This is a genomic window from Rhodococcus sp. 66b (assembly GCF_002076325.1).
GTDB lineage: Bacteria > Actinomycetota > Actinomycetes > Mycobacteriales > Mycobacteriaceae > Rhodococcus_F > Rhodococcus_F erythropolis.
Genome location: NZ_MUZB01000001.1, coordinates 601,029 through 616,027 on the forward strand (window position 1 = coordinate 601,029; position 14,999 = coordinate 616,027).

The 14,999-nt window shown below is 61.6% G+C and carries 15 protein-coding genes and 1 pseudogene; 7 read left to right on the top strand and 9 right to left on the bottom strand.

Features of this window, described 5'->3' with window-relative positions; genetic code table 11:
* The first annotated feature begins 103 nt into the window (after positions 1–103).
* From B0E55_RS02690 to B0E55_RS31820, 4 genes are all read left to right on the top strand, one after another.
* Positions 104–1,318: an Ig-like domain-containing protein gene (locus tag B0E55_RS02690; RefSeq protein ID WP_080909023.1), complete on the top strand. Its 1,215-nt coding sequence runs from the start codon at positions 104–106 to the stop codon at positions 1,316–1,318.
* Between the two features lie 55 nt (positions 1,319–1,373).
* Positions 1,374–2,492 (top strand): Ig-like domain-containing protein, encoded by a 1,119-nt coding sequence (locus B0E55_RS02695; protein ID WP_080909024.1) that lies wholly within the window; start codon positions 1,374–1,376, stop codon positions 2,490–2,492.
* Positions 2,493–2,780: 288 nt separating this feature from the next.
* Positions 2,781–3,149 (top strand): hypothetical protein, encoded by a 369-nt coding sequence (locus B0E55_RS02700; RefSeq protein ID WP_029537646.1) that lies wholly within the window; start codon positions 2,781–2,783, stop codon positions 3,147–3,149.
* A 354-nt stretch (positions 3,150–3,503) separates the two neighbouring features.
* Positions 3,504–3,674, top strand: a complete 171-nt coding sequence (locus B0E55_RS31820; RefSeq protein ID WP_020906453.1) for a hypothetical protein — start codon at positions 3,504–3,506, stop codon at positions 3,672–3,674.
* A 44-nt stretch (positions 3,675–3,718) separates the two neighbouring features.
* On the opposite strand, the pseudogene B0E55_RS02705 reads toward B0E55_RS31820, so the two are convergent.
* From B0E55_RS02705 to B0E55_RS31825, 3 genes and pseudogenes are all read right to left on the bottom strand, one after another.
* Positions 3,719–4,462, bottom strand: a pseudogene (locus B0E55_RS02705) (HNH endonuclease family protein); the annotation flags it as partial.
* A 78-nt stretch (positions 4,463–4,540) separates the two neighbouring features.
* Positions 4,541–4,996: a pyridoxamine 5'-phosphate oxidase family protein gene (locus tag B0E55_RS02710; protein WP_080909026.1), complete on the bottom strand. Its 456-nt coding sequence runs from the start codon at positions 4,994–4,996 to the stop codon at positions 4,541–4,543.
* 22 nt (positions 4,997–5,018) lie between these two features.
* Positions 5,019–5,387 carry a hypothetical protein gene (locus B0E55_RS31825; RefSeq protein WP_020906454.1) on the bottom strand — a complete coding sequence of 123 codons (369 nt, stop codon included), beginning with the start codon at positions 5,385–5,387 and terminating at the stop codon, positions 5,019–5,021.
* A gap of 704 nt (positions 5,388–6,091) precedes the next feature.
* Here B0E55_RS31825 and B0E55_RS02725 point away from each other — a divergent pair.
* On the top strand, positions 6,092–6,562 hold the full coding sequence (locus tag B0E55_RS02725; RefSeq protein ID WP_020906455.1) for a hypothetical protein: 471 nt from the start codon (positions 6,092–6,094) through the stop codon (positions 6,560–6,562).
* A gap of 7 nt (positions 6,563–6,569) precedes the next feature.
* On the opposite strand, the gene B0E55_RS02730 is transcribed toward B0E55_RS02725, so the two are convergent.
* The 3 genes from B0E55_RS02730 to B0E55_RS02740 all read right to left on the bottom strand — a co-directional run bounded on the left by B0E55_RS02730 (position 6,570) and on the right by B0E55_RS02740 (position 9,775).
* The gene (locus B0E55_RS02730; RefSeq protein ID WP_080909029.1) at positions 6,570–7,493 is read right to left on the bottom strand and encodes a DUF2797 domain-containing protein; all 924 of its coding nucleotides are present in this window, start codon (positions 7,491–7,493) and stop codon (positions 6,570–6,572) included.
* 63 nt (positions 7,494–7,556) lie between these two features.
* Positions 7,557–8,213: a DUF305 domain-containing protein gene (locus B0E55_RS02735; protein ID WP_020906457.1), complete on the bottom strand. Its 657-nt coding sequence runs from the start codon at positions 8,211–8,213 to the stop codon at positions 7,557–7,559.
* Positions 8,210–9,775 (bottom strand): LVIVD repeat-containing protein, encoded by a 1,566-nt coding sequence (locus B0E55_RS02740; RefSeq protein WP_020968633.1) that lies wholly within the window; start codon positions 9,773–9,775, stop codon positions 8,210–8,212. The genes B0E55_RS02735 and B0E55_RS02740 overlap by 4 nt, the downstream gene beginning before the upstream one ends.
* 178 nt (positions 9,776–9,953) lie before the next feature.
* Between B0E55_RS02740 and B0E55_RS02745 the strand changes: the two genes are divergently transcribed.
* A complete protein-coding gene (locus B0E55_RS02745; RefSeq protein WP_225320295.1) occupies positions 9,954–10,541 on the top strand; it encodes a TetR/AcrR family transcriptional regulator in 588 nt (195 codons plus the stop codon).
* 45 nt (positions 10,542–10,586) lie between these two features.
* The gene (locus tag B0E55_RS02750; protein ID WP_060938318.1) at positions 10,587–11,723 is read left to right on the top strand and encodes a GIY-YIG nuclease family protein; all 1,137 of its coding nucleotides are present in this window, start codon (positions 10,587–10,589) and stop codon (positions 11,721–11,723) included.
* A gap of 80 nt (positions 11,724–11,803) precedes the next feature.
* On the opposite strand, the gene B0E55_RS02755 is transcribed toward B0E55_RS02750, so the two are convergent.
* The 3 genes from B0E55_RS02755 to B0E55_RS02765 are packed head-to-tail and all read right to left on the bottom strand — an operon-like array spanning position 11,804 to position 14,970.
* Positions 11,804–13,021, bottom strand: a complete 1,218-nt coding sequence (locus tag B0E55_RS02755; RefSeq protein ID WP_019747181.1) for a Dyp-type peroxidase — start codon at positions 13,019–13,021, stop codon at positions 11,804–11,806.
* Entirely contained in the window at positions 13,014–13,514 is a 501-nt protein-coding gene (locus B0E55_RS02760; RefSeq protein WP_019747182.1) for a copper chaperone PCu(A)C, read from the bottom strand. Before B0E55_RS02760 ends, B0E55_RS02755 begins: the two co-directional genes overlap by 8 nt.
* A 25-nt stretch (positions 13,515–13,539) precedes the next feature.
* Positions 13,540–14,970, bottom strand: a complete 1,431-nt coding sequence (locus B0E55_RS02765; RefSeq protein WP_020906462.1) for a PepSY-associated TM helix domain-containing protein — start codon at positions 14,968–14,970, stop codon at positions 13,540–13,542.
* Positions 14,971–14,999 lie beyond the last annotated feature (29 nt).

The window sequence follows — 14,999 nt, forward strand, 5'->3', positions numbered from 1 at the left end:
TACCTACTGTGTGGTTTTTGTTTATTGAAAACGGGTCAACTCGGGCGCTGGCTCCGTTACAGTTCGGCGGCAAACGTCAATCAGGTTGTTCCGAGAGGACATCATGTCAAAACGCCTACTGAATGCTGCGCTCCTTACCGGCCTCCTTGCCGGTGGAACCGCTGTGGCCGTGATTCCGGCGACCGCGGCGCCCGTTGCAGAAACCACGTCGACAACGTTTCAGGTCACGTGCCGCGCAGTTCCGAGTGCGTTCTCCGGTCCTTCGTCAGACGGAAAGCCTGCTACGGCGCGAGTTTCGGCTCCTTCGGTCGTGGCGCCAGGTCAAGTCTTCGACATCGACGTGGATCCGGGTAGCGTCCAGATCCCGAACGATGTGAGCGGCGCCAGTGTCAAGAAGATCTCGCGTCTGAAGATCGATCTGCCGATTCCGACCAACGCGGAGTTCATTTCGGCGACGGTCATCGATCCGGGCAATGTTGTTGCCGGGAAACCTGCTTCGGTGATTCGTGTCAACGAAGACGGCACTCCCGCAGCGGACGGTCCGATACTTCGGTTGTCCGGCGCAAACGAAGCGATCGGCAACAGTCCGTCATCGTCGTCGGGTGCACACGGCGGGCTTGCGATCAACGCTCAGTCCGGAGCCGAGACCAACATCGTCTTTCCGAAGATCAGAATCACCGTAAAGGCCGGGCCGTCCGGCGCAGTCGAAACCAATGTCCGGACTTCGGGTGCTGCAGGTACTTTCGGCGGGCCGGAGTCGTTTTTGACCTTCCTCCCTCAGGTAAGTCACTGGCTCGCGGGAACCATCTGGGCGCCCACATCCTGTTCTCCTCGCGACGGTGAGACGGGTCCCCTCAACGCCGGTGCCGGCGCATTGGCATCCACGAAAATCGACGGAGACCTCGGACCTGTTGATCCCGAACCTGGAGCAGACATCGTGACGACGCTCGAAGGACCGACGACGGCCGCTACCGGTACCAAGGTGTCTTTTGCTTCTCACGTCGATCCGGAAAACGCAACGGGAACAGTACAGTTCATGGTCGACGGCAAGCCCGTCGGTGACCCGCGGCCGGTGGTTCGCGGTATTGCCCGCCTGGATCTGACCTTCGGTAAGGCGGGTACCAAGTCCGTGACCGCAGTCTTCACAGCTACCGGCGACGAGGCGAAGTACACGTCGGCGGCACACATGCTCACGGTGACCGGTGATTCAACAGGCCCGGTCGATCCCGACCCGACCGATCCGGGCACTCCGGGTGGTCTCGGCAGCCTCGAGTCCGTTCTGCCGCAGCTGCCCACAGGTTCGCTCGGTGGCAAGTGATCACGGTCCTACTTCACCGAACACTCGATGACCGAGTCTTTTTGAAAGGCAACATATGAACTCCCGTTCTCTGGCTGTTTGCGCAGTCGTACCAGCTGTCGCGGCCGGACTCCTCGCTGTGTCCGCTCCGGTAGCAGCGGCTTCCGATACCGTGACGCGAACAGTTTCCTTCGAACACAAGTGCCGGGTCGACGGCGCCACCGATTGGGATTCGTCGTTCTCCGACAACCTGGAGGTCACGGCGCCCACGTCCGTGCGTCCCAGCGAACAGTTCACAGTGAAACTGCATCCGGGCACCATGCGTAGTTCGGATTCGGACACCGGTCGTATCAAGTACGACATCGCACTACCGCAAGGGGCAACCCTGGTTTCGTACTCCCTCGTCGGTGATTCGTCGTCGAACTTGACCGGCGAGACTGCGGTGCTGCTCCGGGTGGGCGCAGACGGAAACGCGAACCCGGCGGGTGAGTACCTGCGAATTACCGGTACCGGCAACAAGACAATCAACGACGGTCCGAGCGCGAACGACAACAAGCCAAAGGAAGGGCTGCAAGTCAAGGCCAACACGGACTTTCGTTTGCCGGCAGTCGAATTGAAACTCGAAGCTCGGTCCGACGAGGGAAACGCGACGACGCACCTGCGCGCCGGGGCGACGAGCCCGAGTATCAAGATCAAAGACACGAGCATGAGTTTCGGTGAGTCCCGGTGGGTCAATGCCGCTGGGTATTGTGTTGCTTCGGGCGAGGGACGCAGCGCCCTCTCGACTACCGAGGTATTCGCGACCAACCAGACCGAGACGACGGTCGCTGTCGCACTGGAGGCACTGACGGGCGAAGACGTCAAGATTGCGGCGAGTATCGACCCGAACCCGGGTGAGGGCACGGTCGAGTTCTTCGACGGCGAGACGAAGATCGGTAGCGCCACAGTCGATTCCAATGGCCATGCAGAACTGGTCTGGCCGTTCCGCGACCAGGGCGAGCATCGCATCACCGCAAAGTTCTTGGGTACCAAGAAGTTCAGTTCTTCGGAATCTGCGGACAAGACCGTGACCGTCGCTGTGCCCGGCGTCATCGTCGTCGAGCCGGTGGATCCGACGGAACCGGAAACTCCTGGTGGAACCGGAAGCCTCGGGGACATCTTCTCGAAGCTGCCGACGGGCTCACTTGCAGGCTGAGTCACCCAAACGGCAGGGGAGCGTCGACGTTTCGGCTCGAATACGGTTGTGTGATCGAATACTGGAATGACAGGTTCGAACCATGCCGAGAGCCGCAACGCCGGCGTGCCCTAGTTTTCTCAATGGGAGTCTCCGTCACGGAAATCGGGCCAGAACCACAAAAGGTAGCTCACCAAAACTCGTGCCCTTTTACTACCGTTAGTTGAAGAACTGCGCGAACCGCGGGTTCTTACGTCAACAAGCCTTCGAACTCGCCGCTGCGGTTCAGGTATGAACAAGGTAGGGAAAATGCGCAAGGTTAGTTTGCTCGCGTCCGCTGCAGCAGTAGCTGTCGGTGTGGCAATGATCGGGACGTCTGCGGCCTCAGCAGCGCCGGGAACGATTCCCGGTCATGGGCTGTTCGACGTGCCGTGGGAGGTGTTGCCGGGAACCTACACGACGTCTGGACCCGTATCAGCTGATATGCCGTGCATATACGGTCGGGCAAAAGTCGACGGCGACGGTGAATTGAATGTCCTCGAGTTCGAAAGCACCCTCGAACCGGCGACAGTCACCATTCTCTTGACGGATTCTCGCTTCACCACCGCGTATTGCGCTGATTGGAAGAGAGTGTCGTCAGTCGGATCGTTGGATCTGGGATCGCTTTTCGGGTCCTAGACGTCTCCGCTCTATGTCGAGATGGACCTCTGGACGTGACCACGGCCCTCTGCCATCTCGATTTAACGCTCGGCTCGCGGATGCGCTCGTTCGTCTCGAGTTTTCGACCACTCGTCGCATGAGTCCATGACCAGGGACTTTAGCCCTCAGTAATTACCTACCAATCGGTATATTCTGCGAAGGTACGGACTTCGTGAACCGATGTGAGTTGGCTCCGGGGGACGTGCCGGCCTCGCAGGACCGCCCGCAAAGTCAGCCCGGTGAGGCCACCAGAGTTCGCGCATTTCGACAGATTGCCGCTGGGTCCGTCCGCTACGAGGGGAGCGGACGGACCTGACAGCACGAGAGAGTGCCATGCCTGAACGTGGTCAAAGCAGAGTGGACGCGGGGATCATTGCCGTCGTCGCAGTCATAACCGGTGTGTTCGTCGCACTGACCGGCCACGGTCTGGTTGCAGCGCTGGCCACCGTGTTGGGCCTCGCGCTCGGGATGGCGATTGTGCGGTATCTGATCAAAGGTCGCTGATCGGAGTCCTCTGATCAAATGTCGCTGATCACCGCAAGAGTTCAGCAGGTCGCGAGAATGTCTGCGATGGTGTCGTGTTCGGCTTGGGTAACCCACAAACCGTATGCCGCTTTTACTTCCACTTGAGCAGTCACGTACTTGCAGCGGTAGGCCTTGTTGGGCGGCAGCCACGACGCCGCGTCGGAATCCGACTTCTTCTGGTTGGTGGGCCCGTCGACAGCGCGCAGGTTTCGAGGGTCATTGGCCAGATTGGTTCGCGTTTGCGTGTCGAGCTGCTGCGCGCCCTTCTGCCAGGCGTCCGAGAGTGCGACAACATGGTCGATCTGGACTGCAGAAGACGTGTCCTGGCCGCGGGTGAAGGCGATGGTCTTGTTCGTGTACGGGTCACGGAGCGTACCGGTTTGGACCGAGCAGCTTTTGGAGCCGTCTTTGAATGTCAGGTCGGTGAGGTCGCGCCGCAGGATGTCGTTTCGGGTATCGCAGCCGTTGTGGCCGAACTCGACGGTGACGTCGTCGGTCCAGGCGGTACCGAACAGTGCGCGGTCGTATCCGGTCTTGGGTGCGCGTCCCTTGATGGGGATCTGTGCCAGCATTTCAATTGCGGCGGACGAGGGAGCCGAAGTTCCGGCTGATACCGTCGTCGTGACGCCGGATCCGATTCCCGAACCGAGAGAAGATGTTTCGGGTGCGTCGGCGTTGGAATTGGCGCAACCTCCCAGCACGATCACGGCAGCAATGCCGATGGTGACGCCGGTGATGCCGCGCCTGTGATGTGCCGTGCGTGCCATGTGTGAGAGTCCATTTCTGCGAGAGATGAACTACAAGTATGTCATTCACGACATTTCGGGCTGAACCGGCACTGTCTGTCAGTCCGGTCGAAGTAGCCATCGCGTCACCGGAACCGACACGAGAACTCGCGGACCTTCACGAGTTTCGTCTGCGGCATCCCAGCCGTCGTACTTCTCGCCGAAAAGTTTCAGGAGATCGCCGAACTCGCCGACGTTGTGATGAATTGTCCCGAACCCCTGTGCGACCCACGGGTCGTGAGAGGATCCGTCGACTGCCAACGAGACCCGAGGATCGTCCAGCAGGTTCCGAACCTTCCGATTCTGCTCGGCGCTCGGTATCCAGAATGTGTTCTGACGCAGTAAGAACCAGACCGGAGTCGTGTGCGGCGAGCCGTCGCTTCGAAGGGTGGTCAACCACACGCAAGGAGTATCCGCGATAGTCACTGTCCCAGTATCGGTGCCGGCGCGACGTTCACCAATCGACGGTGCGGAACGAACAATGCCCGGTCCTCGCCGTTGGCGAGGACCGGGCATTGTCGGGAAGGGAGTGGAAGCGTCAGATCTCGATCTTGGGTGTCTGTTCGCCCAGCTTGTGGCGGGCCAGTGCCAGATTCGCACGCGCGCGGTCCAAAACCAGGTACACGAACAGCGTTGACAGTCCGGGCGTCTCGAGGACGCGAATGAGGTGGTACTGGTTACTCAGGGTGATCAGAATGTCTTCGAGAGTGTCGGTAATCCCCAAGTTACTCATCGTGCGGAGCTTTGCTCGCACAACCTCGGAGTTGCCGGCGCCGGCGTACTCGAGGCTGAATGACGGGTTGCCGCTCATACCGAGAACCATCCCGCTGTCGGCGTCGACGACGGCTGCACCGCTGGCACCGTCGATGCGCATCAATTCGCCGAGGATCTTGTCGATGTTGCTCATTGCTTCTCCTTGGTAGGGCAGAGTCGCGCGGGGCGACTCCAGGTGATGCTTCGGTGATGAAGTCATCGGTACATTTCGAGGTGGAATCGTTGGTTGCGGTGTCGGGAGTGGGCTGGGCGGCAACTGTTCAGCTTGTGAGATTTGTGGGCTCGTTCCGTTCGGTGCAGATGAGCGGCCATTCGACGACTCGAATTCGTCGATGCGGTCTGCGGGCAGCCAGCCGTCCCCGGGGGGTGCGCTGAGCGGCCATCTCGTATCCGTCTCGAAGTCCGGCACCGGCGTCTGAAGTTGCGGATACACCGGCGCGGTAAGCGGCCGCTTGTACGGAACCGGCCGACCGCCCGCGTCGGAGACGTTCGCGAACCAGGCGGCATACCCGGGGTCGCTGCGATCGAGGTTCTGCCCGCGATCGTCGTCTTCCTCTCGGGAGCCTCGTCGACGAAAAAGTCCCACTCGTTCCAGCCCCTTAAAGACGAACTATTTCCGATCAGAGCGTTCCGGATGAACGCGGCAGACCGGACAATCCCACCCATAGTTACTTTGCAGTTAAGTCACCGTAGCATGGGTTCGCAGACGGGGCATATGGTCCAATCCTGTAGGCGGGCCGACGAGGCGCTCGGAATCGACAGGCTGCCCGGACGATTCTCGCCGGTCGACGATGCCGGTCCGTTCGAGCGCCAGACGCCCTCTGGCATCCTTGAAGGATGAAGAAAACGATCACCGGGTTCATCGGTGCCTGCTCGCTGGTGGCGCTGGTTGCCTGCGGTTCTGACGGAGACAAGCCGACCGAGGTCGGAACACTCACTTCCTCCGTTTCGGCGACCACCACTGCGTCACCGACGACGTCATCCGAGGCTCCGGCGACATCGTCGGAATCGACTACCGAGGCACCGTCGGTCGACTCGAGCGTCCCGGCTGAGGTCCCGTCGGACCCGAATGTGAGTTCGGCACTGCCACGGACCTACGCGCAGGCGTGCTCCGACGTTCTCCGGTACCTCGACGCATACCAGCCGGCAATTGACGAGTCGGGCGAGGAAATGGGCATGACGCGTGAATCATTGGCAAACGACATGCTGACCTCCATCCAGGCTTATCCCGAATGGTCGAGCTTGTCTGCCGACGAGCAGGCTGAGGTCACTCGCGGATTCGCCGCAGCGACCGCGGGAAGTTGCTGACCTACTTTCAGAACAACGATTCCTGAATCGCCACGCCAGGGGACTCGAACTCGCCGACGGTGATGGTTCGACCGACCAGTCCGGACACATCCGCGACGAAGCGTGGCGATTCAGGATCGGGGTCGATCCGCAGCGAGGCGATCGAACCGGCAAGGCCCTCCAAGTACAAGGAATGTTCCCCGGACTCGAAAGTGTGCGGATACGCGATCAACGGTGCCGCATCGAAGACAACGTCGGCGCACGCCGGCGCCGTCCATTCTTCGGGAGCCTCCAGGATCTCGATTCCGTCGATGTCCGATCCGATGTCATTCAGCTCGTCTTTGATCGACGATACGAAGTGGTGCAACGACTTTCGCAGTTTCTCGCGATCCAAGGGTCCTGTCAGCGCTTCGATCTTCCGAGACGTACGTATGGCCTGGCTCAAGTGCAAGTGCTCCGAAACTCGGGCTTCGAGGGAACGAATGCTGTAACCGTCCGTCGACCGCGCTACGAACAATGCGCAGACCGCTCCCTGTTCGGCGACTCGCGGATGCTTGCGGAACTCGGCCGCCGTCCCCACCTTCATCTGACCGCCGGCGAAGATGTCGATGTAGAGCCATTGTGGTTGCGTGAGATAGGTGCGCACGTTCGGATGAATGTGCGCGCCGCTGACATGTGCCTGATGAACGGTGGTGAATCCCTCACGATTTCGGCATCGATCGCACTGGCGCCCGGTAACGACCGTGGCCCCGCGGTCACACGGCGAGTGTCCTCGACCTTCTGCGGTGAGATCTCGCCAGCCGAGGCAGCGGCGGCCCTTCTTCTCGTCGACGGAGAATCGCAGAACCGAGTCGTGAGTGTAGAAGGTCGTAGCGGAAGTGGTGTCGTCGACGCATCGGATCCGCGGTGCTGTCGGGTTCGACCATTCGATTCCGCGAACGAGCAGGGTCATTGAAGTGTCGATTCCTTCTATAGTTCACAGGTCGACACCCATGCTAGTCAGTGCAGATGCGGTTCAGTGCAGTGGTTGCGCCCCACGTTGTCCGAGCATCAGTGTCATCAGCCCGGATTCCTGACTCTGGGAATTGATCATGTCGCGGGCCGACTGTTTCACCGGTCCGCGCTCGAGCAGAGCATCGGCGGCCTGCGCCATAGCGATCCCGCCACGGTGGTGGCGTTCCATCAGTTGAAGGAACACAACCTCGGCGTCGAACCCGCGAGCGCTACTCAGTTTCTCGAGTTCTTCGGTCGTAGCCATACCCGGCATGGAGGCGGCCTCGGTGTCCAGCGTTGCCGGGTGATGATGAGAGTCGCCAGCGCCGCTCGGTGACGCCTCCATCCACGCCATCGGCGTTCTACTGTTCGGTGGGACACCGGCCAACCTCAGCCAGCCGAGCATGACACCGATTTCCGTTCTCTGAACATCGTCGATCTGCTGGGCCAGTCTCGTAACCGCCGGGTCCACATCGGGACTCAGACGCGCGAGAATGAAGAGGGCCTGTTGATGGTGGGCCGCCATGTCATGCACGAATCCGATTTCGGTTTCGCTCAGAACAGCTGTCTGCGTGTGGTTCTCGGGTGCGAACAGCGGACGTAATGCTGCGCCGAGTACGAGCAGCATCAGTGCCGCAGCCACGAGTGCGACGGCTTTGACCGATCGCGGCGCCGTCATGATCCCACGGTCGTCTTCTGGTCAGCGGGTGGTGTGTAGACACCGTTTTCGAGTTGCATGGCAACAAAGCCGTTGTCGGCGCACGTCGCCCACAACGTGGTACCGCGCCATTCGGGTGGGGAGAAGCACCAATCGGTCGAGATGTCGCCGAGAGCGACCATGCCCGATCGCGAACTCAGCGCTTGGCCGGGGTCGAACTGGCCTTGCGCGATCGACTGCGCGATTGCCGGCGTGCTGAGAATGGGTACCCCGATGAGCGAGGCGAGAGCGTGCGGCGAGTTGGCGAGTTCGAGATTGTCGCCGGTCCGAGCGGGTGGGTTGAAGTACGCAATTTCGTGGACGTCGAAGGGATCTCGAACATCGAAGACCCGAATCCCGCTCGAGATCCATCCGCATGCCAGCGCCGTCGGGTCGACCGGGCGATCGGCCGAACAGTAGTGAGATTCGTACGCGAACAGCGATCCGCCGGCAGCAGACGCCAGCGCAGCATCTTGATTCTCCGGCAGATTGATCTCGAGCTTCACCGAATTGACGACCGCCGGTTCGTCGTCATTGGAGACGTCGATCAATTTCACTCCGCCGGAACCACCTTCGTCGACGGTGAACAGGTACGGCGAACCGTCGTAGGTGACCGGAATGCTGTGTTGGGTGGCCCAACCGTCGGTCCACGAGAGCTGGGACAGTTGGCGCACCCGAGGATTCGGGACGCGGCGCTGAACCTCACTGATGTCGAGAACATGTATTCCGCCGAGATTGTTCGACAAGTACATGCGATTTCCGTCTGGAGTGATTCCGAAGCCGTGGGTCGACAACCCGATGAGGTCCTGCCAGACGACACGCGGGTTGGCGGGATCGGTGAGATCGACGGCGCTCACCACGCCGGGAGCGGTGCCGGAAGACCAGTAGGTGTTCCCGTCCGGTGAAAATCCACCCTCGTGATTGGTGATGGGCAGCAGCATCCCCAGATCGGTTCCTGGTCCGGGGTTGAGCAGCTTCGGGTGCGCGCAATCGGAGATGTCGTAGACCGACATCAGGCCGACGCCGGTCAAGAGCGGAACGCCAGTGCCCACCAGCAGCTTTCGCGCGGTGTTGACCTTGAGACTCTCCCACGTTCCGGCCAGCATCGCAGGTTCGGTCAGCGTGGCGGTGAGAGCAGGATTGGCAGGATCCGACACGTCGAGAACTTGCACGCCCTGCGCGGGGCCCAGGAGGTTCCCGGGGAAGAAGCTGCCGATGTACGAGCAGTGTTCGAAGTTGGTGGACGTGATCCCGCCGCCGCGACCCGAGTAACCGCCGATCTGAGACATGTTGCAGCTGTACCCGTCTCGGCTGCGTCCGCTGTTTCGGTCCTCGGCCGGAACATCACCCTGCAACCCGGTCTCGGGCATCGAGCCCGGGCCGCATTCGGCGCGGCTTGCAGCGTTGGAAGCGACACCCGGGTTCTCGTGGATCGAGCCCGGGGCAGTGGCGGGCTCAGCAGAAGCGACGCACACCGGAAGGACGGTGATCAAGGTGACGAGCGCGATGGCAGATCTGGTTCTGATGGTCGTGAACGATTTCATCGAGTCCAACTCCCGGTGCGGGATTGCCTTTCGTATCTCACGGGCAGACGTACCTCAGGGACAGGCAGCACGGAGGGCAGGCGCGCGTTCGAGCGCTCACGACGATCGGGTCGGGGTGTGAACCGGTGTCGGGCCGCAACCAACCGGACAATGCTGTCCGGTTGGTATCGTAGTGTGCGTGACATCGTCTGGCCGCGTCAATAGCGGATCTCTCAACAGAGGGCCGAGAGATGCGGCGCGCAATCGTGCGGCGCTCATCTCAGCAGCTCGCGAGGTGTTCGCCACCCAGGGATTTGCTGCTCCGCTCAGCCTGATCGCCCGCACGGCCGGCGTCGGCCAGGGCAGCCTCTACCGGCACTTTCCCACTCGCGAAAGCCTCGCACTCGCGGTGTTCGACGAGAACATCGTCGAGCTGCAAGATCTGGCGGCTGATCCGGATTCGACTCTCGACGATCTTTTTCGTTTGTTGGTCGACCAGATCACTACCTCCATCGTGTTCGTGGAGGTCATCAAGCCGGTCTCCTTCGGCGACTCGCGACTGAATTCGGCCGGCGCCCGTTTGACCGATCTCCTCGAAGGGCGCCTCGACGAGGCGCGTCGAACTGGGAAGATACGAGAGTCCGTGACTGCTGAGGACGTGATCCTGGCGATCGCCATGTTCGCCGCGATCATGGAACGGACTGCCGAGAGCTCGCGGAAAGAAGTCGCGCACTCGGCCTGGAACCTTCTTGTGCAGGGACTGGCCGGGCCGGCAGCGGCGGGCTGAGTCGCGTTCGCCTCGCGTCTCGAGGTGATCGCCTAGGCTCGTGGCATGGCTATTGTCTGGACAGTTCCTCGCGCTATCGGCTCCACCCTGCTCGTTGCTCCGTTGATCAAGGAGTTCCTTGTCGAGGGTGACGGCACCCTCGATGCAAAACTGACTGCGGTCGGTACGGTCTCTGCATCTCTCGAGAAGCAAGTCGGCCGCACGTTCACCTCGATCAGCGCTGCTTCGGCGGCAATCTTTTCCGGTGCTGCCGGTTCCACCAGCGTGCCCGACGCACTCCGTCTGGCCGTGATGCGCACTCTGTCCACCGAGGTGGTCGTCAGGAAGCCGGCTCCGCAGCCGTTCACCGAAAAGGTTGGGAAGAGACTGGGGCAGTATGTCTTTGCCCTGCGTGACCCGCGCAACGATCAGGTGTTCCATGTCGGGCACGGCACGGGAAATCAAGTGTTCGCGCCGGTATTCGAAGCGCTCGGTGAACTTGCGAATCTCGAAGGAGCGGACGGCCCAGCCGAGTCGAATGCTGCTGTGACAGCAGCCAAGATCGCCCGCATCCGTGAAATCTACGATGCGGGTTCGGCGGTGGAGCACTTCGTTCTTCTCCGCTCGGTCGCTGCCGCCACGGATTCGGCCGCCACTACCGACGAGGTCGTCCGCGGCATCGTGGAAGCCTTGCGAATCACCGACGCGGGCGAGGGCCTGACCAACCTCGCGGGCGATACATCGGACAAGGACGCCCGTGCGACCCGCGTCGAGGAACTCGCGTTGCGCTACTCGGCCGATCCCGCGCCGGAACTCCCGACGCCGAGCATCGTCCTCCACGTGCCGGCCTCCGCTCGTCCGGGAGCAACGCCGGAAGAGATCTACGAACTCGCGCGCGCCGAGTGGTCTGCCGGTGCAGCTGTTCGTGCCGAGATCGGAATCCCCGTTCTGGTGTTTGCCGACAGCATCATTCGTGGTGCATTCCGCGCTCAGTCATGGGAGGTGTCCACCCGTAATGCCGACGGAAGCCAACTGTGGCGGTTCAACGGAACCGTCGACGACGAGCTCGCTGCCAAGTATGTCGGAACCGAGGTCACCCCGCACAACGTCGGCCTGAAGAAGTGGCCCGTCAGCGGTTGGGTCACGAGGTTGACTACCGCTCGTCCGGGGGCGGTTTTGCCGGGACCTCGTAAGTCCAAGTAACGCAACAACTTCAGGTAGAAGGCATTGTGGGGGCGGGATCCGTTCGGATCCCGCCCCCACAGTATCGTTACCCGGGGTTGTCAGCCGAGCAATCCGCTTCCCACATAGTCGTTCTCGGTGCATCCCGGCGGAATGAGATACACCGCAGAACCGATCGGCGTCGTCCACTCGTTGAGTGCGTCGAAGTCACTCAATCGCTGTTGGACCGGTAGATATTGCTCGGCGATGTCCCGTTGGAATGCTGCGAAGATCAATCCCGAGTTCGAGGTCTGCCCGCCCTCGGGTGCGTCGTCGTAGTTGTATGCCCGACGGAAGAACTGCTCCTTCTCATGCGTCTGGTGGGCTCGCGCGATGTGTGATCCTGGCGGGATCACCGGAATGCCGAACTTGTCCGTGAGTGTGAAATCCGCTTCGTCGAATTCGTTGGTTCCGTTGAGCGGAGCGCCATTGGACAACGTGCGCCCCATGGTGAGTTCACGCCCCGAGCGATCGAGTTCGTCCCAGGTATCCATTTCCATGCGAATGCGTCGTAGTACCAACGAGGTTCCGCCCGCCAGCCACGGTTGACCGGCGCCGTCGTGCCAGATCAGTGAATCGAAATCCACTGTTCCCGGAGCCGGATTGACCGTCCCGTCCACTTGGCCCATGAGATTGCGCATCGTGGTTCCCTCGGGCGTGGTGCCGCGCGCGTTACGGAATCCCTTTTGTGTCCACCGGATTGTCGTCAGTGATCGGACGTTCTTGGTCAGAACTCGCACAGCATGAGCAATGGTCACCGGATCGTCGCCGCAGATCTGCAGCAAAAGGTCCGATCCGCCCCATCGATCGTCAAGTCGGTCGATCTCGTAGCTCGGCAACGGCTCGAACCAGTCCGGTTGACGTGCTTGCAATCCCAGCTTGGTGAACAGGCCAGGGCCGTAGCCGACGGTAACCGTCAAGCGGGCCGGATCCACGGCCAGTTCCCGTTCGGTATCCGCCAACGCCGGGTTACCGGCGGTCAGCCGTGACGCATCCTCGGACCACATCTTCATGATCCCGACGACCACAGCTCGATCGGCTCCAGGCAAGAGGTCGAAACCGATGAACGTGCCGTGCGCTTGCGGAGTGGTGGCGATCCCAGCTTGGTGGACGCCGTAGAACGGTTCCACCAGCTTGCCTGCTTGCTGTTCGTGTTCGCTGCGCTCCACCACTGTGGTTGCGCCCCAAGTTATTCCCGCGACGCCGAGCGCGGCGGCACCTCCTCCGAGAAGGCGCCGCCGGCTGAGTGCTCGGCTGGGCGGGTTCGTGTTCTCAGCCACCGTGATTCGGGTCGTAGTTCTCCTGATTACCGGAGAAGTCGCGAATCTGGGCTGTGAACGTGGTGCTGGAACCGTCGTCGTAGATCAATGTGAGGTCGGTTTCTGCGCCTGGGAGCAGCGGCGCGGACAGGTCCATGAACATCAGGTGGTCACCGCCCGGGGTGAGGCTGGCGGACCCGTTGGCAGGGACCAGGAACCCACCGTCCTTGGGGCGCATCGTCATCGTGCCGCCGTCCCCGGTCACGACCTCGTGCAGTTCCAGTCGCGATGACGCGGGACTGGTTGCCGAGACCACGCGTACGTCCTTGTCGCTGGAGTTGACCAGTTCGGCGAACGCCGCACTCATTCCCTCGGGTGCTGCCTTGACCCATTGATCCTGAACTGTGATGGATTGTGCGGCTTCGGTTTCCTTGTCGGAGTTCGAAGAACAGCCGGTCAAGGCGAGAGCTGCGGTCAGTGCAACAGCTGCGAATATCTTTGTTCGAACAGTCATGTGTGTCTCCGTGATTCGTGAGGTGTCAGGTGGTGACGCGGCGTTTGAACGCCGCAATGCAAACGTCGATCAGCAGGAATGCGAGAAGACTGATGCCGAGTAGCGGAACAAACCAGCCCACCAGTGCGGTTACCGCAACCAGCGCAACAATGCTGAGCGGGGAGAGGTTGCGAATCCCGCCGCGGGCAGGGGCCCGGCCGACAGCCCAGTCGGAGCCACGGGTGGGGCGTCGGCGCCACCACATGATGTAGCCACGAATGACCACGCTGACCAACGCGAGTGCCAGTGCGGTGAGTGCGATCTGGTTGGCAAGGCCGAACAGCAGGCCCATGTGGAGCTGGATTCCCCAAGCCGAAAGTTTGGCTGCGAGTGGCCAATCCGAGAACCACAACTCGTCGGTGACCTTCTGCGTCGCTCCGTCGATTGCGATGGTGTTGTTGCTGTACACCCACGGCTGACGCGTCTGGGCGACGGTGAACGCCGTCTCGGCGTTCGCGGGTATCGATACTTCGACCGGACCGGTGATCCCGTTGTACCTGGCGATACCGAGGACGGTGTCGACACGTCCGACGTTGGTGTCTGTCAGCGTGCCGGCGGCGGCGGGGGCCATGTCGTGACCCTCGTGCCCGCCCGTTGCCGGTGGTGGAGCGTCGCCGAGAGTTTTCACGACCGAGGGCGTCGTCCAGCTCAATGCGGTTCTCAGATTGCTGACGTTCTCTCCGGCGTACGTCGACCACGTGAGTCCGGTCGCCGAGAGAAACACCAACGCAACTGCTATCCAGATGCCGACGACACCGTGCCAGTTCAGGGTCCGGCTTCGTCCGGTGGACGCTCGGTCGATCGTAAGTAGGCGAGCGTTCCGAGCGGTGCGGTATCGACGGAACCACAGGTAGACGCCACCGAGTGCGACCACCCACATCCACGACGCGGCCAATTCGCTGTAGAGGCGGCCAGGTTCACCGAGATGAAGGTGGCGATGCAGCTGAGAGATCCAGGTGCGCAGTGGCAACGAACCACTGCTTCCGTAGACCGCCAGCTCGCCGACCGGCTGTGCAAGCACTGGATCGACGAAGACTGCGAGCCTCTCCGATTCGCCCAACGACGGATCGGTGAACAGGACCCGCGTGGTTTCTCCGGCCGCAGGGGACGGACGTACTGCCGAGACGGTCAGGTCAGGGCGGTACTGCTGGGCGGAACGGATCTGGTCGTTCAGCGACGCGATTTGTCCGGTGGTGTCGGTCTGGAGGTAGTCGCTGTAGACGAATTTCTCGATGGTGGGCGCCATCGCGTAGAGACCACCGCTCAGCGCGGCGATGAGGATGAACGGCCCGATGAGGATTCCGGCATAGAAGTGCAGGCGCAGAATCAGCGGTCTGGCGCCGCCGACCTGCTTCTTCGGGGGAGAGCTGTCGTTGGAAGCGCGTGTCTGTGCGCGCTCCAATTCGGGTGCGGACATGCGTGTACTCGATCCCGCCGTGCGCCTTT